The following is a 25,913-nucleotide window of genomic DNA, read 5'->3' on the forward strand; positions in this document are numbered from 1 at the left end:
GATTTGAGCGGATTTCGCTGATGTGTACGTCTCTATCTATAATCTACGTTTATTATTTAATTGTCATGCTGAACTCGTTTCAGCATCTCATTCCTTTTATTTATCCTGAGATCCTGAAATAAATTCAGGATGACTGCGTCAATTCAGGATTACTTCACAGAATAATTTCATTTATCTAAAATCCATTTTTAAATCTTTCAATTCTGGATTCAAACTCTTAATTAAATTTAACTTCCATTCTCTCTTCCAATTTTTCAATTGTTTTTCTCTGGCTATCGCTTCACTTATGTCGTCAAACTCCTCATAATAAAGCAAGTCAGTCAAATTGTATCTTTTTGTAAACTTTGCTCCTATCCCTTCCGAATGTTCAGCAATTCTTCTATTCAAATCAGAGCTTACTCCAATATACAATGTCGTTCTATTTTTATTTGACATGATATATATGTATGCTCTCTTCATTTTTCGTCCTGCTGATTTTTCCAGCACTTATATATATAATACTGGACTCATTTCAGCATCTCTTTCTTTTTATTCCTGATCCTTGATCCTGAGATTCTTTGAGATCCTGAAACAAGTTCAGGATGACTGCAAACTATCGTGTCGCCACCGCAATTGCCGTAATCAGACTAGCCAATGTTGATGTGAAGGCCAGCCACTTGCTTGCGTTAGCAGCTTTGTCCACTTCTGGTTTTTCCGGAACAATGATTTCACAGCCTGGCTCAACACGAGGGAAACGTCTTCCGAACAATCCTCCTTTTGTAGCTGCTGTTGTTCCGTTGGCATACAGCACATATACTTTTCCTTTCTTGGCCCTTTGGGCAAAACCACCCGAACTCAGGATGTAATCTTTTGCTTTTTTTCGATCACTAAAGGTATGAGCCACCGGATTCAATACCGATCCTGATACCATTACCGTTTCCAGTTTGGAAGGTACCATCAACTGATCCCCATCCAAAACTTGCAGATCTTCCACACAACCCGAATTCTTCATAATCTTTGGCAAATCAATACCCACAATTTGATACTGTACCTTTTCTACCTCTTCGGCATTCATGGTTGTATCCTGCATGGCAATGGCCACTTTTGCCTGGTATTCTGCCTCACTCAATTCTATTCTTCTGCGCAATGAAGCTCCTTTCACATAAGCTTCAGGGGTTAAGCCTCCAGCCCTGCGAATTACATCTGATATTTTTTCATCCTTACGGGTAATTCCATATTCTCCTGCATACTTCACTTCTCCCTGCACGCTTGCCGCTCCTTGTGGGCGATAGCCCGGTGCTCGGCGAATGTATACCTTATCGAAAGCATTTAGCACAAAAGCTTCACCTTCTGCATCCAACTTCAGATTTCGATCCAATCCATATTGGTAGGTATGCAGCAAGGATTTGGTCAATTCTTGGGTTTCGTTGTAGTCCAAAACACGGCTTACCTCTACAGAGCTCACCTCTGCATTTTCCAGGAATCCACCTGCCTGAAAAATCAGGTCGGCAATTTTCATATTCTCAGCCCATGCATAAGTTCCAGGAAACTGCACTTCTCCTACAATTTCAACCGTACGTGCCTCACGCAAGTCAAAAATAGAAGAGATCTGAATTCGGTCCTCTCGCTGCAATAGCACATCCGCTTTTCCATTCAACACTTCACGAGGTGAGAATGAGATGGCTTCCAAACTCAAATCCTTTTGCTTGCGGGTAATTACGCCACGCTCCATAAAGGCTTCTTCTTTCAAGCCTTCTGCTTTTGCAATCAATTCGGAAAGCTTCATCCCTTCCAACAATTGGTAATCACCAGGACGATAAACCGCTCCCGCTATGCTGATTCTATTTTCGAAGCGCTCCGTAATGGCACCTGCCTGTATGGAATCCCCATTCATCAAAGCAATCTCCTTGTATTGATCCGCAGTCACACCTACAAAACTTAAGGTACGAGAATTGTTGCGATACAAATCCAAAGCATGGGTATAAGCTTTATCGGTAAAACCACCTGCATAACGCAAAATGTCCGCTACCAATTCTCCATCTTTGGCCTCAAACAAACCTGTACGCTTGAACTCACCCGCCACTTTAATGCGATTCACATAAGGGCGAACCATGATCACGTCCTGATCGCGCAGCTGCACGTTATTTTGTGTTTTGCCATCAATTAAATATTCATATACATCTACCGAATTGATGATTTTCCCATCACGAATCAAATCGATCACACGGAATGATCCATTTTCATTGGGACCTCCTGCCAAATACAGGGCATTGAAAACAGAAGCAGTCGCAGGCAAAGCGTAGGTTCCTGGCAGATTCACCTCACCAATTACATTTACCTTTACTCCTTTTAATGCACCCAAACTCACATCTGCAAATGTATTGGGCTGATTCCCTTGCATGCCATTGTAGATGGAGATCAATCTGGATTTGATTTTTTCACCGGCCTTCGCAAAAGACATTCCATACACGTTAACCGGTCCCAAATCAGGAATGATAATGGCTCCATTTTTTTGAACCACCAACATATACGATTGTTGCGACGCTCCATAAACTGCAATATTTACTTCATCCCCTATACCTAATGCGTAAGAATCCGAAACTGGAACATTCACATTTGGCGCAAAGCTTAAATTCTCCGAATTGAAAAAATGAAAACCAAAAATTTCTTTGTTCTTTTCTGTTGCATCGAATTCCTTCTTTTCAGACAATTCATCTCCTGCAGATAAATCTGCAGGCAATTCAAGTCCTTGCTCAACTTCTGCCCCAGTAAATTGATTTTTTAATTTGTAATCCCTGATGCGCTGAGTCATTTGATCGATTTGCGTTTGAGAAGCCCCTCGAGCACGCGCCAAAGCCATGGCTTCCTCCAGACTCATCCCATTCTTCTCCATTTCGGAGATGATTTTTTCAATTTGCTTGTCGCTTAATGCATTTACATTCACCGTAGCCGGATTAATGTTTGTATTTTGCGCCTCAGCTCCAATCGCAGCAAAAGCGAACACCAATCCCAGGAAAAAAGTTTTTCGAAATAATCGAATCATAATTGTATTCTATTAAAATGCTTATGGTTTACACCTATTATTCAATCTAGACCGCTCTACTTTGATCAAACCCCACTTTTGTCTGATCAAAGATTTTTACAGTTGCGCAAAAATAAAAAACTGTAATCCAATTCCCTAATTTTTGGGCCTATTTTAAATTAAATTTTTCTAACATAGTTTTCAAACAATAGTAAAATCCCAAAAGGCAAAAGTCAAATCCCAAAATCCAAAATTTAAATCCTAATGATCTAAGCCCTGCAGTTAGTGATCTATGAACAGTTACCAGTGATCCAAACAGCAATCAGTAATCAGTCTCCATTATACATTTCAACAATTTCACTTTTCTACCTTTTTGCCGTTTGAATTTATCTTGCAATGGTAAATAAAAATCCTCAATAAAAAAGCTGCCAAATATGTCAAGTTAATTCTCTCCCTCTAATCCCTCTCATATTCAAAACGAAAGACCTAACAAAATAAATAATCCTTAGGCATTAACTTAGTATAAAAACTACACCCCCCTTTACCTTCAAGTATCATAAGTCACAATGATATTATATTGCGCAATCGTTATTATACAAAAAAAAGCCATGATTAGTTTTTTTTATACAGTGACAAACATCTCATTTTAATTGATTAACAGAAAAATTAAATAAAAAATCACATAAAAATTATATTCATTGGAAGTATTTTCTTAATTTCGCGTAGGGTAACACCCTGTCAAATCGGTTAGGTATCAGTATTTAACATTGAATTCATGCAACTTGACACATTTGACAGGCGGATTATATTAATAAAATTAATATTTTTGCGCACACAACGGTAACGCTAACTTAACACACATAAATTATGTACCCGTTTACACACTACTTCTACATTGCGGCCAGTTTCATTTTTTCATTGCTCTTGTGCTACAAGGTAATTCCTTCTGTAATTCAGTTGGCAAAGAAAAAAAAGCTCTATGATGAACCAAACCATCGCTCTTCTCATACGAATGTCATCCCATCATTAGGAGGGGTGGCTATTTTCTTAGGGTTTACACTTTCAATTTTGATTTTTAGTAACGGGTTCATGATTCATGAGTTAAAATATATTGTTGCTGGAACCTTAATCATGTTTGGACTGGGAATTAAAGACGACATTATGGAAATTGCTCCCAAAACAAAATTGGCTGGGCAAATATTTGCAGCATTGATTGTTATTGTAATGGGGGATATTCGTTTCACCAACTTTCATGGTATTTTTGGAATTCATGAAATCAATTACATCTCAAGTGTTCTGTTTACAGTTTTTGTTATCATTGTAGTTACCAATGGCTTTAACCTGATTGATGGTATAGATGGATTGGCTTCAGGAATCAGTGGTCTTTGTACTGCAACTTTTGGCATATGGTTCTTCCTTACTGGAAATTATGAATACGTTGTTCTGTCAGCTGCTTTATTGGGAGCCCTAATATCTTTTTTCCGATTTAATGTTTTTGGGAAACACAATAAGATTTTCATGGGAGATACTGGCTCATTAATATTGGGTTTATTAATTTCTATTTTGATGATCCGATTTAATGAGTTGAATATTTATTCTGATTTTGCTTATGCAGTCAAGGCAGCTCCGGCAATTTCCATTGGGGTACTTGCAGTTCCATTATTTGATACTGCGCGCGTAATGCTTATTCGCATTAAGAATAAAAAGTCACCTTTTCAACCAGACAAAAACCATGTACACCATCGCATGATTAGTCTAGGTTATAAACATGTTGCTGCTACTATTCGCATTATGGCGGTAAATATTTTATTCATTATAATTGCCTTTTCTCTTGGAAATTTAGGAAATGAAGCATTGTTAAGCATTATAGTGGCAATGGGAGCATTCTTCTCATGGCTACCATCTTACTTGCTAAAAAGAAGAGACAAGAAGCAAACTGCCATTCAAACAACATAAGAAATAAAGAATTTTTAAAAAACGCTCTCAGGGTACTGAGAGCGTTTTTTTATACTGCTGATCCATCAAAAGCCGAACTGTGAAATAGTCTAAATGTCTGGAAATGGTAGAATGGTAGAATGGTAGAATGGTAGAATGGTAGAATGGTAGAATGGTAGAATGGTAGAATGGTAGAATGGTAGAAAAGAGTAATAAGTATGCAAAGTTCGGAACTTATAGTTACTTCCTCAACTTTATATCCCGAATTCTATGAATCATCCAAACAATCCTGCTTATAAAATTCATATTTAAGCTGCTACATTTAAATTTCGCATGTAATACTTTATACTTGCGGATTGGTATTTTCATGAGATCCCTCTCCCTACCATTCGGGATCGGGATGACTACAACTTTGGAATGAATAAAAGTTTGAATCACCTCCCTCATCTTTTAAAATTTCATCTTTTTACTTTCTCCTTTCTCCTTGATTTTTGAAGTTTGGTCCCGAAAGCTTTCGGAATTGGGATTCGAGATTAGCAGATACAAAAAAACCACCCCAATTACTTGAGATGGTATTATTAATTACTAATGCTTCATTACTAATTAAAATTGGCAAACCTATAAGCCGGGTCCTGTCCTCTTCAAAAGAGTTTCTATCATTTATCTTGAACATTTGTTGCCAAATGTCTCTAGCAATCTACCCCCCGACATCGGCCGAGTAAGCCTACAACTGACGGTATACTTGATCTTGCAACACATAAGGTACACGGCTACCCATGTCACCACAGGTACCGGTGAGCTCTTACCTCACCTTTTCACCCTTACCAAAATTACCGAAGTAGGTTTGGCGGTTATTTTCTGCTCTACTACTAAAGCCTTTCGACCTTCTTCCAGTTAAGAAGTATGTTACTCTGTGTTGCCCGGACTTTCCTCTCTTTCTTGCGAAACAGCGATAGAACGGTTTGCCGACAGCAAAGATAAGGAGAAAGGATTAAAGGAGAAAGGAAAAAAGGAGAAAGGAAGATAAGAATTATTTATTAAACCTTTTTCTGGTTTTAGAATGTATCGTACCCAGTATTTTCATTAATTCCATTGATTCCTTTTCCAGGTCATCCCAAACATCCTTCTTACTTGAGATGGTCAATATTAATCTGATCCAATAGTTTGTTTCTCTTATTTCTTTTAATGAAATTGCTATTTTATTTGAGAAATCGGCATTTGAAACTGCCGCTTGAGCTTCCTCATAATTGGCTCCGACCGAAGTAGCTGATTTTAATATCTGATGAGAGACAACTTGAAATTCCGTTCCATTAGGTAAATTTCTCACACCTTTAATTACATCCACAGAAAACTTAAACAATCTTTCTTGTAATTGGTTTTGACCCACTTTATACTTTATACTTTATACTTGCTTGTTTACAATTTAACGATAAAAGCATCCCTAAAGCCTTTCTTGCGTACTTCGCGCAATTCGCGGCGGCAAACCCAGTAGTTGTCGTAATCACCAACAAAGTAGCGATACAACTCATCATGCTGGTCATAGGATTGACTCACATCACTTAAGTTAAAGCGAGAACTTTTTACTTTATTTTTTCCAGCAAAAATTTGAATGGTATAATGAGCATCCGCTGCAGCATCAGGCTGATGCACAATTCTCTTGTCTTTACTTGGATCCTTAATACCAGCTTTGGCAAAGCCTAAATCATGAAGTTTTTGAACTGCTTCATCTGCTTTCTCTTTATCGGCATATGGTCCAAGTTCGATATAATAAATTGGTGATTTGGAAATCTTCAAAGCAGACAACTCGTAGTAATAGTCAGCATACTCCTGTCCACGCATTTTACGTCCCATATTATAAGATCCCGCATTCGCTGTTTTTACTTTTTTAGACTTTGAGGCATTCACCAGTTGTCCCCGGTTCATTACAAGCAATTCTGCATTTGCGTACTTGCTTTTGATCTTGTCATTAAGGTATTCTTCAGCATTACCAACATCTTCAAACTTTCCCAACAAATAGTAATACACCCCCTCCTGCTTGTGAACCTTAGGTTTAAGGCCTGCAAATTGATCGGCTGTTAAAATCTCTTTTGATTCTTTTAATTTAATGGTATAGAAATATGCACTTTCTACATTGGTCAATTTTGATATTGCCAGTTCAGCGGCTTTCTTTTTTTGAACATCCTTTTTTTGAGGTTCCAAATCAATTACTCCCTCCAGCTCTTCTTTCGAAAATTCTTCCAGCAAATCAACAACTCTGGCCTCTTTATATCCAATCTCTTTGATCTTCTCGCTTAACTCTTCTGCTTCTTTCAATGACTTCGTAACTCCAGAAATATAATGAAAATCACCACCTTCACTACTCAATTCGATCACTCCATCCAAATTTTCAAAGTAATCCGTGTAAACAGGATATTTATACTTCACAATCTCAACTGCATAGGAAGTACTGCCTGAAGAAGATGCATTAAAATTCAAATCCAAAACTGGGGAAAAATAGCCGATTGCCCCAACCGATAAAACAAAACAGATGATAAAATAGATATTTCTCATAGTGCAAGATAGAATAGGGTACAGAGATAAACTGGTCGCAATATTAGTAGTAAATATAATAATTTCCTAGTTATTAACAATTAAGATTTTCCATTAATACTGATAAAAGTCAAGGAAAAGGAGAAATGAGAAAGCATCTCCTGCCATTCTACATTTTTACTATTCTACTTTTATAACTGAAATACTATTTGATTACAAACAACAATTCCAACCTTCGGTTCTGTCGATGCAACTCTTCCGAACAATCCATACCATCAATACATCCATTCACTACAAAACGCTCTCCATATGCATTGCAGATGATTCTACTAGAATCAACCCCCTTTGCAACCATAAACTCCTTTGCCATTTTTGCTCTCTTCATTGATAAAACCCTATTGGACTCAGCAGCTCCTTTCGAATCTGTATGAGAGTTGATAACAATACCCAACTCAGGATATATTTTCCAAAAACCCGCCATTTTCGATAAAGTTACCTTTGCTTCTGAACTCAAACTCTCCTGCCCAGCATCAAAATGAATTTTACGAAAAATCATTCTCTTATCTGGATAATGAATTGGAGTCAACTCTTTGACAAAACCTTCCACCATATTTTTCTTTAATTTCTCAAGTAATATATCAACACTCAGATTAGATTCTACCGGATAAAATTTCAAATGCGCATTCTCATAGCCTTGTTTTTCCGCATTTATCTCATAAAGTAAGCCCTTGCCCAATTCGTAACAGGAAACCTCAAACTGAAACTTGTCTGCAGAAATTTGCTGCGGCACAATGATTTGATCACTCAACACCTTTTTCACTTCAATCTTGGCATTAGAAACTGGCTCCTTGCTGCTCTCCTCTTTCACCAAAAGTTCAACCGGAATTTTTCGATCTGCACCAAATGAATAAATTCGATCCCGAATTCCATTATTATTTCTATCCGAAACAAATAAAAGCTGTCCTTTTTCAGGGCTATCCTGAATGCTAAAATCATTCAGAGAGGAATTCAAACCCACTCCTGCATTCTTCACCTCTCCCCACTTCCCTTCTTTTGTTTTCGAGGCATAAAACAAATCCAATCGACCATAACCAACCTGTCCATCGGATGCAAACCACAACTTTCCATCTTTTAAAAGAGAAGGGTATATTTCATGATGTTGGGTATTGATTTCTTCTCCTAAATTAATGGGCACTCCCCAGGACTTTCCCCTCTTATGACATACATAGAGGTCCATTCCTCCATATCCACCAGGCATATCCGAAGAAAAATACAAACTCTTGCCATCTTTAGTAAGGAATGGATAAGCGCAAGAATATTTACGACCATTAAATGGCAAAACAAAACTTGCCTTCCATTTGTTATTTTTGAACTCTGCCTGAACAATTTCCATATACTGCCTGCCTTTCCTGGTATACCAGCATGTATAATACATGGTTTTCTCGTCACCAGGAACGGCAACTGCACCTAAATCAACAGTATTATCCAATTGATTGGACCAGAGCTTCACTTCCGAATACCTCTGATCAGCAAACTCGCTATAAAACAACTGATACCTTTTATCGCCACGAGCATTCTTTTTGCTCAGGTTAGAATATATGATTTTATTCCCTACTACACTCAAACCCATACTTTTTGATTTGGGTTGCGGATCGATTGATCGTAAAATCATTCCAGAATAATCATCATTTTTGTGTAATTCCTGAATTGCTTTGATTCTTTTGTCGATAAGAACCTGATCGGCTCCTTTAATCGCAGCTCTTTCACAACACAATATGGCATCTATATACTTCTCTGAATTTAGGTAGATGTGCGACAAGGCCAACAAATCGTCTGCAGATTTCTCACTATCATATATCTTTTGATAATAACTTTCCGCTTCTTGGTAGTCGCCCAGAAAGTAATAGGACTCTGCTATCTTCCGATTAATTTCTGGATTCTTGTTTTTAACATTCTTAAAATTTGCAATTGCCTCGGCATAATGATTTTTCACAAATGCCTTCTCTCCTCTTCTTAAAAATCGACTTTGAGCCGACAAGAGAAAAGTAAAACATACGAATAAAAAAGTCAGTTGAATTTTGGTAGCCATACTTTTACTTTGTTTGGGATGAACATAAATAAAAATAGGACTTTTTTATCAGAAAATCCAAACTTCAAACATCAAATACCAATAAATAAGGAGAAAGGAAAAAAGAACAAAGGAGAAAGTATCTCCTGCCATTCTACTATTTTACTTTTCTACCATTCTACTTTTCTAGACTCTACAAGACCTTTTGACTATTCAACTATCATCTCCCTCTTCATCAATAGTGAACTATCACCATAGCTCAAGAAACGAAATTCGTTATCCATGGCGTATTGGTAAATTTTTCTCCAATCTTCACCAACCAATGCCGATATTAGCAATAACAAAGTACTCTGTGGCTGATGAAAATTGGTAACCAATCCCTTGATCACTTTAAAGTCGTAGCCTGGGGCAATAATAATTTGCGTAGCTGCATTAAAAAGGCTGATCTCATTCTCATCCATATAGGAACAAATGGCCTGAAATGATTCTTTTACCGTATAGTTTTTAGGCAACTGATAGGCTTCCCACTGCTTCAACAATTTAGGATCTTCTGCCTTGTCCAGGATTTTAACTCCCATCCAATACAAACTCTCCAGTGTTCGAACAGAGGTTGTACCTACCGCAATCACACCGTTTTTTGCAGTAGCAATGCTTCTTAAACTTTCTGCAGTTACCTGAATGTGCTCGGTATGCATTTCATGATCTCCAATCTGCTCCGATTTTACTGGCTTAAACGTACCCGCACCAACATGCAAAGTCAACTCTTCACGTTCAATCCCTTTGGTGTCCATTTCTGCAAAAACCTTATCGGTAAAATGCAAACCTGCCGTAGGAGCCGCTACAGAACCTTCATATTTCGAATAAACCGTTTGGTATCTAATCAAATCACCCTCTTCTGTATCGCGATTCAAATAGGGAGGAATTGGAATTTTACCGGTTTGCTCCAACACCTCGCTAAAACTTAGTTCATCATGATTCCAACTGAACTGAATTTCCTGAGCACCATCCAATAACTGAACTCTCTCTGCCTGTAACTGATATTCCATATCATCTACAAAGAAAGGCATGCTTAACACTCCAGATTTCCATTTTTTAGAATTCCCAACAATACATTTCCAAGTAGATTTTTGAGTAGCCTGAAAAGCCAGATTGTAATCTGCCGGGTTGAGCGGTTCAAGACAAAATATCTCGACACGTGCACCAGTTTCCTTATGGAAGATTAATCTTGCCTGAATTACCTTGGTGTTGTTGTACACCATTTTGGTTCCCGACTCTATTTCATTAGGAAGTTGATTAAATACAGACTCACTGATCTCTCCATTTCGATAAATCAATAATTTGGATAAATCTCTATTCTGCAAAGGATGTTTTGCAATTCTATGATCAGGTAAGTCATAAGTGAAATTTGCAATTTCAATCTGTTGTGTCTCCAATATTTTGTTTTCCGTATTAATCTCCATCTTCCTTCATCTGTAGGCCACACATTATCATGCAGCAATTCATTTTGATCGGCAAAAATAGCTAACTTTGTCGGGAATTAAAAAAATCAGATCAAATGCAAATCAATATAGGTGATAAAGTTCGTTTTTTAAATGATATAGGTGGAGGAATCGTAACCAAAATCATTGATGCAAACACGGTTATGGTGTTGAACGATGAAGATGAATTTGAGATTCCAAGCATGAAAAAAAACCTTGTAGTAGTTGAAGCAGCCGGTGGCGAACAAGCAAATCAGCAGCAAACCACAAATATTACATTAGAAAGTTCGACTATTAAACCAACTGCGCAAAACTTATTTGTAGAGAAAGAAGAGGTATATGTGGCATTTGCTCCTCGTGAAGGCTACAACCCAACCGAAAGTCCGTTAGAACTTTACCTTATCAATGACACGAATCACATTCTTCTGTATGGATTCTATGATAAAAAAGGAAACAAAATGGAAGGTCAAACGGCAGGTAACCTTGATCCAAAATCAAAAATCCTACTGAACGAATACGATCTTAAAGACTTGAATGAACTATCAAACTGTTTCTTTCAGATTTTATTCTACAAATCAGGGGAAGCTGATATCAAAAAACCTCTTGAACGCAACATTAAGATTCAACCGGTTAAGTTTTACAAATCTACAAGCTACAAAGACACTCCATATTTTCAGCAAAATGTAATTCTTCACAAACTTACCGGTGAAGACCTGGAACACAAGCTGGAAGAACTGAGCCAGAAAGAATTTAAAAAAGTAATTCGGGAAAAAGAATCTGCAAATAAATCTAAAATCCCACAAGTCAATGTAAAAGGCAAAGAGGAGATCCTTGAAGTCGACCTACACATCAACTCTCTGATCGATTCTGTTACTGGCCTTTCAAATGCGGATATTCTGGAATTTCAATTGAATAAGTTTCATGAAATTATGCGCCAATATCAAAATTCAAAAGGAAAAAGAATTGTGTTCATTCATGGAATTGGCAATGGAACTTTAAAAAAGAAAGTACACGACGAATTAAAACGCAAATACAAAAAACATTACCAGCAAGATGCTTCGTTTAAAGAATATGGTTGGGGAGCTACAATGGTAACGATACGATAATTTCGAATTATAAATAAATGATGAATGAAGGAGTGCAAAGAATTGCGCTCCTATTTTTTTTACGAAAAGGTCAACAGTCCCAAAGTCACACAGTCGGAAAGTCAAAAAGTTTGATATAGTGGAATAGTTTTTATGTAGCTCATGCCACTAAAAGTCAGACTTATTCAAGATCTGATTAAGAATTTAAGAACGATTTGATTGGCTCAAAGCAGGAAAGAAAAACCAGAAAGCCTAAAATGGCAATGATCAATCCTGATATTTTATTGATCCAAAACATCTGCTTTAGTCTAAACTTTTTTCTAAACAGGTCCACTATGGTTGATAGTGCATACCACCACAGTGCCCCACCCAACAAAACTCCAAGCAACAAATAAAGACCAGTCATTACTGAATGGGAATTCCCAAACACGGAAGCTCCAGCAAACATAGCCCCAAAAAACAAAACCGCAATAGGATTAGAGAGCGTTAAAAAAAAGATGGCCAAAAAATCACCAAACATTCCTCTTTTACCTGGCGCTTGCGATTTTTTAAACTGCTTTACGGTATTGGTAAGAAAAATTCTTAATCCAACTAAAACCAAAAAATTGGAACCAATTAATCGGAAGTAAAATTCCTGAGCTTGAATAAAATTGATCACAAATCCTAAACCCAAAACTGCAATGGAAGCAAATAAAGTATCAGCAACAGCTGCTCCCGACCCTGAAATAAAACCAGCCAGCCTTCCCTTTTGCAGTGTTTTTTGAATGATCAGAACACCGATAGGTCCCAATGGTATTGAAGCCATTAAGCCCACAACAATCCCTTTAAATATATATTGAAAGTCCAACTAATCGTCTTTTTCAGTTAACAAAATTGAGTCGCAAAGTTCGGAATAAATCTCTTAAAATTCCATATCATCCGAAGAAAATCTTTGAAGAATTGTATCATCGTTTATTTCCTTCGATAACGATTCAATCACTTTCATTGGAACATCAAACAAATCCAACACAAGCAATCCATCCAAACAATCATTAAAATTTGGATCAATATTAAATCCTACAATTTTAGCATTCAGTGAAATATACTTCTTCAACAACACAGGCAACTTATCATTGGTAATTTCAAAATCACCAATTAACTTATCCAATTTATTGATATCATTCTTGGCCGTTTCCAATAAAATATCAACATCCAAATCCTTAATCTTAACCTTAAACTGCTTTCTCGATTTGATATGCTGCCCCATTTCATAATTGAAATAATTGGCCATTATGAATTTAATGATCAAATCCTTCGACAAATTCGAGTATTTATTGCTAATACTAACCGGACCAATCAAATAACGAGATTCCGGATTTTTAAGTAAAAAGTACAATATCCCTTTCCAAAGCAAGAACAGAGGCATTGGTTTTCTTTGGTATTCCTTCACAATAAACGAACGTCCAAGCTCCAAAGACTGACTTAAAATAGGCTGAAATTTCTTGCTCATTCGGAACAGACTTTGCAGGTAGAAGCCCTTTAATCCATAACCCGATAAGATTTCATGTCCTTTCCCAACGCGATAAGCTCCTACAATCTTGTGGTTTTCTTCATCCCAAATGAAAAGTTGGTGATAATACAAATCAAACTCATCAATATCTATACTTTGATTTGTCCCCTCTCCTACTTCACGGAAAGTAATTTCGCGCAAACGGCCTATTTCATTTAGTATATTAGGCAATTTTGCTGAAGGCGCACAATACACGCAATAAGATCTACTTTTAAACAGTAAAAATTCTTCTTTCAAGCTATCTACCTCATTTCGGATCACATTCTCATCAACAGGAGGAATTACATCTTCCGCCTTAACTACTTTAGCTTTGCGCTTAAAGCGATAGAATTTCTTCACCTCAATTGGGGTTCCCAACATGTAGGTTTTTGCACGCAGAAATCGTCCATATTGATTGATATCTGTAAAACCTTTCTGATCTTTTGGAGAAATTGGATTACCAATCCTAATACGTACAACCTTATTCTTTTTATTTAGTAATTCAGAAGGAAGCTTAACGGTTCGTAAACTTGGATGAATCATACCCAACAAATGAAAAATCAAACTGTTATTTCCCTGAAAGTAAATCGGCACTACCGGAACATCGGCCTTCTTAATAAATTTAAGAATAGAAGGCATCCATTGCTTATCCGAAATATTATGTGTTGCTGATTGATAGGTTGAAACTTCTCCTGCCGGAAAAATCCCCAATGGCTTTCCATCGCTTAAATGTCTCAATGCTTCTTTTAGGCCTCCCGTACTTGATGCTGCTCCTTTTCTATCTTCAAAAGGATTTACTCCCAGAAAATAATCCTGAATTGGCTCTACTTTTTTCAATAAAAAGTTTGCCATAGCCTTAAAATCAGGTCGCACAAGACTCAACAGTTTTATCAATATAATGCCATCAATTCCCCCAAAAGGATGATTAGAGATGGTAATAAAAGCACCTTCGGCAGGAATTCGCTTTAATTCTTCTTCATCAAATTCAAACTTAATTCCTAGCTCTTCAATCAAAGCATCTATAAACTCAATTCCGTCTTTACAGCAGTTATCAGAGTATAGCTTGTTAAGTTTGTTTAATTTTAAAATATACATTAAAAATTTGGCAAAGCTTTCACCGCCAAACCAACTTAAACTTTGGCTGGCTTTTAGCAAATCTTTCGGATCAACTAATTTCATATATTAATATTTTCCTGAAAGCCCTTTTAAAAGGAAAAATCTCACTCAAATAATAAGATTTACTTTCTTTCTTAGTTTTTATTTGGGTTGTCCAGTCGAGAGCATTCATTTCAAACGAACACTTTTTCAACTAAGCAAAAATAGCATTAATTCTTATATAAGAGTGAATATTCAATCGATTCACCGCTCTTTTTAATTATTTAAATACTTTCTTTAATCCAAATTCCCTTATGAAAAACACTAACTTGCTTAAAACCTATCTGTTTCAGTTTTTTTACAGTTTCGTCAAATTGGCTTAATAATTCAGATGGTTGATGTGCATCGGTACCAATTGTTACAGGAATATTTCTTTTACAACATTCCATCAAAAAATTATCATCAGGAAAAAGTTTATCCGATTTCTTTTTGTAAATGCCACGGGTGTTCACTTCCACAATACAGTCTGATTTCTCAAGTGCATTCAATGTTTTATTCAGCAAGTTGAGATACCACTCCTCTGTTTCCTCGAAAAATCGTCCCTTATTATTCATCTTCACCTTGTCTATATGACCAATCACATCAGGCTTTTGGGTTTCGATCATTTCTATTACTTGATTAAAATAAGCGGTTACAGCTTGCTCAACATCTCCTTGAAACAGCTTCTTTATTCCTTCTGAATAGTTGGTGTCCGGACCATCTAAAAACCAAAAGTTGTCATTTGAATCTCCTTTTACCAAATGCACCGACCCAATGGTATAATCCAATCCAGCAGCATCTTTCCATGTTTTAAAGGGTTTTGTTATTCCTGGAATATAATCCAATTCCAGCGACAAGTACACTTCTATTTCATCCTTATATTCCTCCTTTAAACGATTGATCTCATTTAAATAGGACTTTACACTCGAAGATTTCATTGCCCAGGGAATATTTTCATTTAAAGGGGCATGAGAAGAAAAACCAATTGCTCCCATTCCTAGGTTGATTGCTTCTTTTATGTACTCTTCCGGATCTCCTTTACCATCGCAATAGGATGAATGTGTATGATATGAAAAATATTTCATTGGCTCTTTTTATGTTGTGCAAATATAAAGCAATATGTAGAACTTTCAAGATGAGTCCAGGAATAAGAGCATGCTTCTTTAAAATGTTTTTAAATAATCCTATCTTTGCAGTAATTTCAAGACTTATGGAGAATAAAGAAACAACTAGATATAATCAATGGCTACCTACATCGGCCAAGGAGGTTGAAGAGAGAGGATGGGAGGAATTAGATGTAATTCTTTTTAGCGGAGACGCATATGTAGATCATCCATCATTTGGTGCTTCGGTAATTGGACGAATTATTGAACACGAAGGCTTAAAGGTTGCAATTGTTCCTCAACCCAACTGGCGCGATGATTTAAGGGATTTTAAAAAGCTAGGGCAACCAAAACTGTTTTTTGGAGTAACTGCTGGTAATATGGATTCAATGGTGAATCATTACACCGCAAACCGAAGACTACGCCATGATGATGCATATACTCCAGGAGGAAAGCACGGATTCCGCCCAGACAAACCTACAGTTGTTTATACACAAATCTTAAAAAAGTTATTTCCTGAAACTCCAATATTAATAGGTGGAATTGAGGCTTCACTGAGAAGGTTAACTCATTACGATTATTGGGAAGACCAATTGAAACCAAGTATCCTAATGGATAGCGGTGCAGATTTGCTGGTGTATGGAATGGGAGAAAAACCGTTAAAGGAAATTATTCGCTTAATGAAACGTGGTGTGCCTTTTTATTCTCTTACAAACATTCCTCAAACTTCATTCATTGTAAATCAGGATGAAAAATATGCCACAAAAAAGCAATGGCAAAGTCAGGAGCTTTTTTCACACGAGGACTGTTTAGCTGAGAAAAAGAAATTTGCAAGCAACTTTAGATATATTGAGATGGAATCGAATGCCATGATGGCAAAGAAACTAACTCAAAACTATGGCGATCAGCAAATCGTTGTAAATCCACCATATCCCGTAATGAATGAAAAAGAAATGGATGAGGTTTACGATTTGCCTTATACCAGACTCCCGCATCCACGTTACAAAGACAAGCACATCCCTTCTTTTGAAATGATCAAATTTTCGGTAAATATGCATCGAGGATGTTTTGGTGGTTGCTCGTTCTGCACCATTTCTGCTCATCAAGGTAAATTTATTGCCAATCGATCAGAAAAATCAATTTTAAAGGAAGTTGAATACATTACAAAAATGCCTGATTTTAAAGGCTACCTATCTGACTTAGGAGGTCCATCTGCAAATATGTACCAGATGAAAGGGATTTTTGAATCAATCTGTAAAACTTGCCGTCGCCCTTCGTGCATTCACCCTGATGTTTGTCCTAACTTAAACACAAACCATCAGCCAATGCTGGATATCTACAAAAAGGTGGATAAAATTCCAGGAGTTAAGAAATCATTCATCGGTAGTGGTGTTCGATACGATTTAATGATGCACAAATCAAAAGATGAAAACATCAACAAATCAAATAAGGATTATGCGGTAGAATTGATTAAAAATCATGTTTCGGGTCGACTTAAGGTAGCACCAGAGCATACTTCCGATGAAGTTTTGGAAATCATGAGAAAACCCTCATTCAAATTGTTTTACAAGTTAAAAGCTCTGTTTGACGAAATAAACAAGAAGGAAGGCATGAACCAACAGCTTATTCCCTATTTTATTTCCAGTCATCCCGGAAGTCATGGAACCGACATGGCCGATTTGGCAATAAAAACAAAAGAGTTGGATTTTAAACTGGAACAGGTTCAGGATTTCACACCTACACCTATGACTGTTGCAACGGTAATATATTATTCTGGCTATCATCCTTATACTTTGAAAAAGGTTTTCACTGCCAAGACCAAAAAAGAGAAGTTGTCGCAAAGAAAATTCTTATTCTGGTACAAAAAAGAATATCGTGATGCAATTAAACAAGAGTTAATTAAAATGGGTAAAAAGGATTTACTCACCAAGCTATTTAGATAGTTTAACAAACAATAAACACTATTAATAATAATTTGGTTGACATTAAATAGGTAATATTTTATTATTAGTCTATATAATTGTACATTAGGTGTTCAAACTCTAAGCTTAATTTATGAAAGCATTTTACCAAACGACTTTTAAATATTTGTTGTTATTAGGATTCATCTTTTTGTTTACCAATTGCGAAAAATCAAAACAAGACAGACAAAATGAGAAAGGAATTGAATTGCTGGCAGATAAAAAGTTTGAGGAAGCCGTCAAGTATTTTACAACGATTTTAAAAGAAGATAAAAACTACTTGCCTGCATATTTTAACCGTGCCATTGCATATTCTTACCTTAACAACAACCGGGTTGCCATTAAAGATTTAAATGCTGTAATTGGCAAACAGAAATTTGAGGAAGAAGCCTATTTAAATCGTGCTATTCTTTATGAGAATCAGAAAAATTACAAACAGGCTATTAAAGATTATTCTCATGTATTAAATATCAATCCCAGAAACATTAAAGCCTATCACTATCGTGGAATATGCAAATATTACGTCGAAGATTACAAAGGAGCCATTGAAGATTATAACCGTTCCATAAAGATTGGCTTAAATTCATCCGGCGTGTACTATAACAAAGCAGTTTCGCTTGATTGCACAGGCGATTTTAATGAAGCCATCAAACATTACAACAAAGCCATTAAAATAGATAAGAAACTCGACAGAGCCTATTATGCACGTGGAATTGCCAAACTAAAGAATGGCGACAAAAATGGCGCCATAAAAGACATTCAAACATCAGTTACAATGGGATATAAAAAAGGGGCTGATATTCTGAAGCAGATTAAATAAACCTATATCTGGAACAACCTACCCTGCCAGGTGTTTCTCTCTTTTAAAAGATTATTTAGTTTGTTTACGAACTGATAATTTTTAACACCTCCCCATTTTGGTGCAATCAACCATCCAGGAGGTGCTTGATTAATGAATCTTTCCAACATTACTTCAGGGTTCACTCTCTCAATTACATCAACTATAAAATCAACATACTCCTCATACTCGAACAAATAAAATCGTTCTGGATCTTGCTCATATTCCTTAGCCATTTGAGTATTTCTTAGAATTTGAAGCTGGTGTAATTTTAATGTTTCAATAGGCAATTTAGATAATCCGATTGCGTGATTCAGCATATCTTCCTTGCTATCATTTGGCAAACCATTCACCAAATGTACACCTATGTGAATATCACGATTGGCGGTTCTTTGAATGGTTTTTTCTGCCTCATCGTAAGTATGCCCACGATTAATAGCCAACAAGGCTTCATCATTAGCCGATTCAACCCCGTACTCTATTGCAATGTAATTGTGCTTTGCCAGCTCTTCCAAGTAATCCAATACCTCATCACCTACACAATCGGGTCTTGTTCCAATAACCAAGCCTACTACCTTCTCGTGAGCCAAAGCCTCTTCATACAGTTCTTTTATCTTATCAATATGACCATATGTATTCGAGTAAGCTTGAAAATAGGCCAGGTATCTCTGTGTTTTGTATTTGGCTTTAAAAAAAGCAATTCCTTCTTCAATCTGTTCTGTAATTGTTTTACGTGGACTGCAATAGTCTGGGTTAAAACTATTGTTATTACAATATGTACAACCACCAACACCCTTATTCCCATCACGATTAGGACAGGTAAAGCCAGCATCTATTGATACCTTTTGAATTCTTTCTGCAAATCGAGTTTTAAAATAAGAAGAAAAATCATTGTATCGTCCTTCATGTCCCCATGGGTAAGTAATGTCAGTCATTTATCTATTATTTTTTGCAAAAATAGAAATTTAAATCAAAACCAAGCATTTCTATTTTTGCTCCCTCCAAATTAGAATCATCTATGAAAATACACTGATTTATTTCGATTCTTTTACGAGCAGAACATTTTTACTGTATTGCATAATTTTTTTCATTATTAAAGCCATAGGCCTTTTCTTTTTATGAAAGTATTCTTTATCTTGCCTCAGACACTTTAATAAAAACTTTAAGCATGTTTTCAGAACAAGATCTATCTCAATTTCAATCTAAAGGGATTTCTGTTGAAAAAATCGAAGAACAGATTCACAATTTCAAAAATGGTTTTCCTAAGATGAAACTGAAAAAACCGGCTACTATTGAAGACGGTATTACCAAAATTCAAGATGAAGAACTTGAGATTTACGAGGAAGTGTATAACACACATTCTAAAAATCTAGAACTTTTAAAGTTTGTTCCTGCATCTGGTGCAGCATCAAGAATGTTTAAAATCCTTTATGATTTTCTAAATACCTATCAGGATACTGAAGATGAATACCTGAAGTTTCTATGCAATAAAGGACCTGAAACCATGTTCAATTTCTTTGATCGTTTGGAGGATTTTGCTTTTTACGGCGATCTTAAAAATGTAATGATTGAAGAAGGTTTGGATCTGGATAAAATGGCCGATAAAAATAAATTCAAGGAAATTTTATCGATGCTTCTTAACAGCAAAGGTCTTAACTACGGCAATTTGCCAAAAGGATTATTAAAATTCCACAGATACAAGCATTATTCAAGAACAGCCTTCGAAGAACATTTGGTTGAAGCACTAAACTATGCCAAAGATGAAGCCGGCAATGCCAACATTCACTTAACGGTATCCGAAGATCACAAAGAATTGTTCCAGGAACGTTTTAACAAAACCAAAGATACATTTGAAGAAAAATACCAAGGTAATTTAAATGTATCGTACTCGGTACAAAAATCTTCTACAGATACAATCGCAGTTGACATTAACGATGAACCCTTCCGAAACGAAGATGGGTCAATTCTGTTCCGTCCAGGCGGGCATGGCGCATTAATTGAAAATCTTAACGAGCTTAAGGCTGATATTATTTTCGTTAAAAATATCGACAATGTTGTTCCTGACAGATTAAAGGAAACAACCTTCAAGTTTAAAAAGGTTTTAGCAGGTCTATTATTGGAAATGCAATCCATCATTTTCGATTATTTAAATTTATTGGAAGAAGACAAGGAGATCTCTGAAGATAAACTTCAAGAAATGATGACTTTTCTGGAAGAAAAACTTTGTACTACACCTCCAGCCAAATTGAAAAAGGATAATCCGGACAAGGTTAAAAAATACTTGTTCGATAAATTTAACCGACCAATCCGTGTTTGTGGAATGGTGAAAAATGAAGGTGAACCTGGCGGAGGTCCTTTCTGGGCCAGAAACGCAGATGGTTCAGTTTCTTTGCAGATTATTGAAGGTTCTCAAATTGATAAGTCAGATGTTCGACAGAAAAACATTTTTGCAAGAGCAACTCACTTCAACCCGGTTGATTTGATTTGCGGAACCAAGAATTACAAAGGAGACAAGTTTGATTTGCACAAATTCATCGATCCTCAAACTGGTTTTATTTCAGAAAAATCTAACAATGGACGAGATTTGAAAGCTATGGAGCTACCAGGTCTGTGGAATGGTGCAATGTCTGACTGGAACACCATATTTGTTGAGGTTCCTATCATTACCTTTAACCCGGTAAAAACCATTTTCGATTTATTACGAATAGAACACCGAAACTTATAATACCATTTATACCACAAGAATTATTTGGTATAATCAACAAAGGTCTTGCAATGCAGGACCTTTTATCTTTAGGCTAATACCAACTTTTCAGTGATAAAAACACCTACTTTGTTAATATCTTACAACTTGGTATTTTTAAAATTAATCCTACTTTTGCAGTGCAGTAATCATTTTAATTTGATAAATGATAGATAATACGGAAAACTATCTTGATGGTGATGTACTTACAATTGTAAGTAGATATGAGGAAATGATTAAAGCGAATAAGCTTTATTACTTTGATGTTCACGAATTTGAAAACATCATAGATCATTATATCGAAAAAAATAAATTTAGCGATGCGGTTAAAGTTACCAATATTGCTAGTAAGCAGCATCCTTCTGCCATATCAATTCAAATTAAAAAAGCCCAGGTATTAATCAATCGTGGGCAACATCTCGAAGCATTGGCAATCCTAAATAAAGTTCAGGGAATAGAAGCATCCAATAAGGAGATTTGGCTATTAAAAGGCAATATCTACAACCTGATGGGCAAACACAAAAGTGCCAAAAAACAATTCGATGAAGCTTTAAAGAAAGATCACGAAAACCGGGAAGATCTTCTTTTCCGAATTGCAATGGCTTTCGAACAACTAAATCAATTCGATTTGGCTGTTGGTTACCTTGAAGAAGCATTAAGACTTAATGAAGATGATTCTGAAGTTCTTTTTGAATTGGGATATTGCTACGAAAAACTTGGCCTGGATGAGAAAAGTATTAAAACCTATAGCAAATTTTTGGACATCAATCCTTTCTCAGACAATGCCTGGTACAACATCGGGATTGTTTACAATCGCCAATCGAAGTTTCCAAATGCAATTGAAGCATACGAGTTTGCTCTGGCGGTAAACCCACAGCACAGTAAGGCCTACTTTAATTTAGCTAACGCTCTTGCGAATTCTGGAAAATTTGAGGAGGCAATCAAGCACTATATTGAATATTTGGAATTTGAAGATGATCATGCTTCAACCTATTCATATATTGGGGAATGTTTCGAAAAATTGAATGAGTACGATCAAGCACTGAACTATTACGAGACTGCCATAAAAACAAACGAAGAGCTTCCTGACCCATGGTTTGGAATGGGATTGATTTTGATGTATCAGGATAAGATTGATGAGAGCTTGGTTTATCTAGAGAAAGCCAATAAACTGGATGGTGACAATCCTGATTATTGGTTCGCTTTGGCATCCGCCTATTCAAGATCAGAAACTCCACAAAAAGCTGTTCGCGCCTTTCGCGAAGCAATTGATTTAGATCCTTACGATCCAACTTTCTCAATAACCTTAGCAGAATTCTATCATCAAAATGAAAAGCTTGAAACTGCCATTGATGTTCTTTTAGAGAGTTGTGGATACAATCCGGAATCGCCAGAACTTTTTAACAATTTGGCTGCCTATTACATGCTTTCGGGAGATTTAAATGCAACAGAGCATTACATTAAGAAATCAACGGATATTGATGCCGAAAACCTAAAAGAGATCTTCCTTCAGTTTCCTGAATTGGAAGAAAACTCACAATTCAAGAAGATTATAGCGGCTTACTCCGCATAAAATATTTTGCTACTTCATTTCACGCACAAAACAATTATGCCTAGAAAAATTAAAGATTATGTTCTGATTGCCCTAAAAGGAATGGGTATGGGAGCTGCAGATGTTGTACCTGGAGTTTCGGGTGGAACCATCGCTTTTATTACGGGAATTTACGAAGAATTGATCAACACCATAAAATCGGTAAACTTAAGCTCTATTAAGCTTCTTTTACAGTTTAAGTTGAAAGATTTCTGGAAAGCCGTTAATGGAAATTTTCTTTTGGCTTTACTATCAGGAATTGGATTCAGTTTTTACACATTGGCTAAACTTGTAAAGCACTTATTAGAAACTCAACCCATTTTGATTTGGTCTTTCTTTTTTGGTTTAATTGTAGCTTCGGCAATAGTGGTTGCCCGAAAAATTACAGAATGGAAAGCCAGAACCATAATTGCCATGATTATCGGTACTGTTATAGCTTATATGGTTGTAGAATTAACACCAGCTGAGGCTCCAACCAGCTACTGGTTTTTATTTCTATCTGGTGCTTTGGCAATTTGTGCCATGATTCTTCCAGGAATCTCAGGTGCATTCATTCTGGTTTTATTGGGATCATACAATCATATCCTAAGCGCATTGAGTAGCTTTAAAGTTGATGTGATTGCTACGGTGGCCGCAGGTGCAGGAGTGGGTATCCTAAGCTTCTCTCATCTATTAAGCTGGTTGCTTAAAAAATATCACAACATGACCATTGGCTTGCTTTCAGGATTCATGATTGGATCATTAAACAAGGTATGGCCTTGGAAGGAAACCATTACAACAAGAATTGACCGACATGGTGAAGTAATTCCTGTACTTCAAAAAAACATTTTACCAGGAACTTTTGAATCTTTGCAAGCACAAGATTCCCAACTGTACTTTGCTTTAATTTTGGCTCTAGCTGGATTCTTATTAATTTGGTTTATGGAAAAATATTCTCCGGAAGAATCAAAATAAAACATCAACTATTAAATTGAATTAACCACCATGAACACCTACGGCATTCTTGGATACCCTTTGGGACACTCCTTCTCGAAAAAGTATTTTGATGAGAAATTTAATGAGTTAAACATCGAAGCTCAATTTTTGAACTTTGAGCTTCCTTCCATTCATGATTTGCCTAAAACTTTGGATGAAAACAATCGCCTTAAGGGCTTTTGTGTAACCATTCCATACAAAGAAGAGGTTATTCAATTCCTAGATGAAATCGATCCTTTGGCAGCTAAATTAGGTGCTGTAAACTCGGTTCAGATTATTAAAAATGGTGATGAAACCAAACTAAAAGGATTCAATACAGATATATATGGATTTCAGGAATCACTAAAGGAATTTATTGGTGAAAAGCGACCAAAAGCATTAATTCTTGGAACAGGTGGAGCATCGAAAGCCGTAGCTGGTGGCCTGGAAGATTTGGACATAGAATACCGATTCGTGAGTCGATCAGCCAAAGAAAACCAATTCACCTACGAGGAATTAACACAGGAAATCATGGAGCATTTCCAATTAATCGTAAACTGTTCTCCCCTGGGTACATTTCCAAAAGATGATACTTGCCCGAACATTCCATACCAACATTTAAGCAAGGAACACTTTCTTTACGATTTGGTGTACAATCCTGCCGAAACGCTGTTTATGAAAAAAGGTACAGAACAAGGAGCCAAAACACACAATGGTTTAAAAATGCTTCACCTGCAAGCTGAAAAGAATTGGGAAATCTGGAACGAAAAATAATTATTAATTATAAATGATGAATTATTAATTGCTTTATAAATAACGGCCAACATGATGGCTCATTAGCTGTTATTCATTTTATTTATAATTCCTGAAACATCATACTTCCCTGCAAACTAGAAATACAAAAATGCAAGTAAGCAAATACATATACACCTACATCTACGACAATCACGAAAGTGAACTTTGTAAGCTCGAATCAAAATATCTTTTCAACCAGGAAGAAAAGAACAAGCTATTGATTTCTGATATCAAGATCGAACCTACCTGCAGCGCTTTCATCCGAAAAAGGATTGATGTTCAGCTTCAATCTGAGGACTATTTGGAACTGATCGAGAAAATCAAAAGTGAAAAGATCTCGGTAGATGATTTCAAGGTGGAATATGTGGTCTTAAATGGCGACAAAACCAAGTACAATGATCGTTTGGACAAACTAAGAGATGTTGGCTACAATATTAATGGCATGCCAGAATATTACAAGCCAAAAATCACCTATGCCATTTGTTATCACGAGGGAACCTGGTATTTCGGAATATTGCTTAAAAATGATTTTGCCTGGGAGAAACACAACAAAAAACCTTTTTCCTACAGCAATTCAATCAATATTAACATTGCCAAAGCATTGGTGAATCTTGCTGCCAAAACCAACAAGGAAACAAAACTCCTGGATGCTTGCTGTGGTGTTGGTACCATTATGCTCGAAGCCTGTTTTGCCGGATACCATATTGAAGGCAGTGATATCAACTGGAAAGTGTGCCGACAAGCGCGCCAAAACCTTGCTCATTTCAACTACGATACAATTGTGTATCGCTCGGATATTAAAGACATTGAGAACAGGTACGATGCAGCCATTATCGACTTGCCATACAATTTGTTTAGCTATGCTGATGAGAACACCATCTCTCACATCATCGAGTCGTCAGCCAAAGTAACCGACCGATTGGTGATTGTATCTACCACAGATATTTCTGAAATTGTAAACAATGCAGGCATGACAATAACGGATCATTGCAGTGTTCGCAAAAAAGAGAAAGCCAATTTCGCCAGAAGAATTTGGGTTTGCGAGAAGAATTGATCATTTCTGATTACTTGAGCTTGTCTTCCCCTGAAATAGCTTGACACAAAAAGTCAAGAGCATGAAGAAAGGAAAAGAAGCCATGTTAACCGATAACATGCAGGGATTTATTCAAG

Annotated in this window: 19 protein-coding genes and 1 other RNA gene; 9 read left to right on the top strand and 11 right to left on the bottom strand. The window is 36.4% G+C overall.

Translation table 11 applies throughout. The annotated features are described in order from the left end of the window. Window positions 1-171: 171 nt before the first annotated feature. The gene (locus M0051_RS14180) at window positions 172-459 is read right to left on the bottom strand and encodes a GIY-YIG nuclease family protein (RefSeq protein WP_306742164.1); all 288 of its coding nucleotides are present in this window, start codon (window positions 457-459) and stop codon (window positions 172-174) included. 133 nt (window positions 460-592) lie between these two features. Further along, entirely contained in the window at window positions 593-3,022 is a 2,430-nt protein-coding gene (locus M0051_RS14185; protein WP_306742165.1) for an SLBB domain-containing protein, read from the bottom strand. An 846-nt stretch (window positions 3,023-3,868) separates the two neighbouring features. On the opposite strand from M0051_RS14185, the gene M0051_RS14190 reads away from it, so the two are divergent. Continuing rightward, the gene (locus M0051_RS14190; RefSeq protein WP_306742166.1) at window positions 3,869-4,957 is read left to right on the top strand and encodes a glycosyltransferase family 4 protein; all 1,089 of its coding nucleotides are present in this window, start codon (window positions 3,869-3,871) and stop codon (window positions 4,955-4,957) included. A 584-nt stretch (window positions 4,958-5,541) separates the two neighbouring features. On the opposite strand, the gene rnpB is transcribed toward M0051_RS14190, so the two are convergent. From rnpB to M0051_RS14215, 5 genes are all read right to left on the bottom strand, one after another. Next, an RNA gene (rnpB, locus tag M0051_RS14195) (RNase P RNA component class A) lies at window positions 5,542-5,905 on the bottom strand. 61 nt (window positions 5,906-5,966) lie between these two features. Next, window positions 5,967-6,296, bottom strand: coding sequence for a four helix bundle protein (locus M0051_RS14200; RefSeq protein WP_306742167.1), 330 nt, complete (start codon window positions 6,294-6,296; stop codon window positions 5,967-5,969). Window positions 6,297-6,352: 56 nt separating this feature from the next. After that, complete coding sequence (locus M0051_RS14205; protein ID WP_306742168.1) at window positions 6,353-7,486, bottom strand: hypothetical protein; 1,134 nt, start codon at window positions 7,484-7,486, stop codon at window positions 6,353-6,355. Window positions 7,487-7,670: 184 nt separating this feature from the next. Next, window positions 7,671-9,554, bottom strand: coding sequence for an OmpA family protein (locus tag M0051_RS14210; protein WP_306742169.1), 1,884 nt, complete (start codon window positions 9,552-9,554; stop codon window positions 7,671-7,673). Window positions 9,555-9,742: 188 nt separating this feature from the next. Next, on the bottom strand, window positions 9,743-10,993 hold the full coding sequence (locus tag M0051_RS14215; RefSeq protein ID WP_306742170.1) for an S-adenosylmethionine:tRNA ribosyltransferase-isomerase: 1,251 nt from the start codon (window positions 10,991-10,993) through the stop codon (window positions 9,743-9,745). A 95-nt stretch (window positions 10,994-11,088) separates the two neighbouring features. Here M0051_RS14215 and M0051_RS14220 point away from each other — a divergent pair, with 95 nt between their 5' ends. Beyond that, a complete protein-coding gene (locus M0051_RS14220; RefSeq protein ID WP_306742171.1) occupies window positions 11,089-12,117 on the top strand; it encodes a DUF2027 domain-containing protein in 1,029 nt (342 codons plus the stop codon). A 175-nt stretch (window positions 12,118-12,292) separates the two neighbouring features. Here M0051_RS14220 and M0051_RS14225 read toward each other — a convergent pair whose 3' ends face one another. The 3 genes from M0051_RS14225 to hisJ all read right to left on the bottom strand — a co-directional run bounded on the left by M0051_RS14225 (window position 12,293) and on the right by hisJ (window position 15,843). Next, entirely contained in the window at window positions 12,293-12,943 is a 651-nt protein-coding gene (locus M0051_RS14225) for a LysE family translocator (RefSeq protein WP_306742172.1), read from the bottom strand. 54 nt (window positions 12,944-12,997) lie between these two features. Next, the gene (locus M0051_RS14230) at window positions 12,998-14,803 is read right to left on the bottom strand and encodes a lysophospholipid acyltransferase family protein (protein WP_306742173.1); all 1,806 of its coding nucleotides are present in this window, start codon (window positions 14,801-14,803) and stop codon (window positions 12,998-13,000) included. A gap of 200 nt (window positions 14,804-15,003) precedes the next feature. After that, entirely contained in the window at window positions 15,004-15,843 is an 840-nt protein-coding gene (gene hisJ, locus M0051_RS14235; protein WP_306742174.1) for a histidinol-phosphatase HisJ, read from the bottom strand. Between the two features lie 125 nt (window positions 15,844-15,968). Here hisJ and M0051_RS14240 point away from each other — a divergent pair, with 125 nt between their 5' ends. Further along, on the top strand, window positions 15,969-17,804 hold the full coding sequence (locus M0051_RS14240; RefSeq protein ID WP_306742175.1) for a YgiQ family radical SAM protein: 1,836 nt from the start codon (window positions 15,969-15,971) through the stop codon (window positions 17,802-17,804). Window positions 17,805-17,916: 112 nt separating this feature from the next. Further along, window positions 17,917-18,642: a tetratricopeptide repeat protein gene (locus M0051_RS14245; protein WP_306742176.1), complete on the top strand. Its 726-nt coding sequence runs from the start codon at window positions 17,917-17,919 to the stop codon at window positions 18,640-18,642. A gap of 2 nt (window positions 18,643-18,644) precedes the next feature. On the opposite strand, the gene M0051_RS14250 is transcribed toward M0051_RS14245, so the two are convergent. Then, entirely contained in the window at window positions 18,645-19,595 is a 951-nt protein-coding gene (locus M0051_RS14250; RefSeq protein ID WP_306742177.1) for a TIGR01212 family radical SAM protein, read from the bottom strand. Window positions 19,596-19,828: 233 nt separating this feature from the next. Between M0051_RS14250 and M0051_RS14255 the strand changes: the two genes are divergently transcribed. The 5 genes from M0051_RS14255 to M0051_RS14275 all read left to right on the top strand — a co-directional run bounded on the left by M0051_RS14255 (window position 19,829) and on the right by M0051_RS14275 (window position 25,797). Then, the gene (locus M0051_RS14255) at window positions 19,829-21,385 is read left to right on the top strand and encodes a DUF4301 family protein (RefSeq protein ID WP_306742178.1); all 1,557 of its coding nucleotides are present in this window, start codon (window positions 19,829-19,831) and stop codon (window positions 21,383-21,385) included. Between the two features lie 184 nt (window positions 21,386-21,569). After that, on the top strand, window positions 21,570-22,976 hold the full coding sequence (locus M0051_RS14260; protein WP_306742179.1) for a tetratricopeptide repeat protein: 1,407 nt from the start codon (window positions 21,570-21,572) through the stop codon (window positions 22,974-22,976). A 36-nt stretch (window positions 22,977-23,012) separates the two neighbouring features. Then, window positions 23,013-23,948, top strand: coding sequence for a DUF368 domain-containing protein (locus tag M0051_RS14265; RefSeq protein WP_306742180.1), 936 nt, complete (start codon window positions 23,013-23,015; stop codon window positions 23,946-23,948). A gap of 30 nt (window positions 23,949-23,978) precedes the next feature. Beyond that, entirely contained in the window at window positions 23,979-24,722 is a 744-nt protein-coding gene (locus M0051_RS14270) for a shikimate dehydrogenase (protein WP_306742181.1), read from the top strand. A gap of 130 nt (window positions 24,723-24,852) precedes the next feature. Beyond that, a complete protein-coding gene (locus M0051_RS14275; protein ID WP_306742182.1) occupies window positions 24,853-25,797 on the top strand; it encodes a TRM11 family methyltransferase in 945 nt (314 codons plus the stop codon). Window positions 25,798-25,913 lie beyond the last annotated feature (116 nt).

The organism is Marinifilum sp. D714, from assembly GCF_030851345.1.
In the GTDB taxonomy this organism is placed as follows: Bacteria; Bacteroidota; Bacteroidia; order Bacteroidales; family Marinifilaceae; genus Marinifilum.

Excerpts from the sequence above, each read along its gene's own strand:
- M0051_RS14180 (WP_306742164.1), bottom strand. The coding sequence starts at position 459 with ATGAAGAGAGCATACATATATATCATGTCAAATAAAAATAGAACGACA.
- M0051_RS14185 (WP_306742165.1), bottom strand. The coding sequence starts at position 3,022 with ATGATTCGATTATTTCGAAAAACTTTTTTCCTGGGATTGGTGTTCGCT.
- M0051_RS14190 (WP_306742166.1), top strand. The coding sequence starts at position 3,869 with ATGTACCCGTTTACACACTACTTCTACATTGCGGCCAGTTTCATTTTT.
- M0051_RS14205 (WP_306742168.1), bottom strand. The coding sequence starts at position 7,486 with ATGAGAAATATCTATTTTATCATCTGTTTTGTTTTATCGGTTGGGGCA.
- M0051_RS14210 (WP_306742169.1), bottom strand. The coding sequence starts at position 9,554 with ATGGCTACCAAAATTCAACTGACTTTTTTATTCGTATGTTTTACTTTT.
- M0051_RS14215 (WP_306742170.1), bottom strand. The coding sequence starts at position 10,993 with ATGGAGATTAATACGGAAAACAAAATATTGGAGACACAACAGATTGAA.
- M0051_RS14220 (WP_306742171.1), top strand. The coding sequence starts at position 11,089 with ATGCAAATCAATATAGGTGATAAAGTTCGTTTTTTAAATGATATAGGT.
- M0051_RS14230 (WP_306742173.1), bottom strand. The coding sequence starts at position 14,803 with ATGAAATTAGTTGATCCGAAAGATTTGCTAAAAGCCAGCCAAAGTTTA.
- hisJ (WP_306742174.1), bottom strand. The coding sequence starts at position 15,843 with ATGAAATATTTTTCATATCATACACATTCATCCTATTGCGATGGTAAA.
- M0051_RS14240 (WP_306742175.1), top strand. The coding sequence starts at position 15,969 with ATGGAGAATAAAGAAACAACTAGATATAATCAATGGCTACCTACATCG.
- M0051_RS14245 (WP_306742176.1), top strand. The coding sequence starts at position 17,917 with ATGAAAGCATTTTACCAAACGACTTTTAAATATTTGTTGTTATTAGGA.
- M0051_RS14250 (WP_306742177.1), bottom strand. The coding sequence starts at position 19,595 with ATGACTGACATTACTTACCCATGGGGACATGAAGGACGATACAATGAT.
- M0051_RS14255 (WP_306742178.1), top strand. The coding sequence starts at position 19,829 with ATGTTTTCAGAACAAGATCTATCTCAATTTCAATCTAAAGGGATTTCT.
- M0051_RS14260 (WP_306742179.1), top strand. The coding sequence starts at position 21,570 with ATGATAGATAATACGGAAAACTATCTTGATGGTGATGTACTTACAATT.
- M0051_RS14265 (WP_306742180.1), top strand. The coding sequence starts at position 23,013 with ATGCCTAGAAAAATTAAAGATTATGTTCTGATTGCCCTAAAAGGAATG.
- M0051_RS14270 (WP_306742181.1), top strand. The coding sequence starts at position 23,979 with ATGAACACCTACGGCATTCTTGGATACCCTTTGGGACACTCCTTCTCG.
- M0051_RS14275 (WP_306742182.1), top strand. The coding sequence starts at position 24,853 with ATGCAAGTAAGCAAATACATATACACCTACATCTACGACAATCACGAA.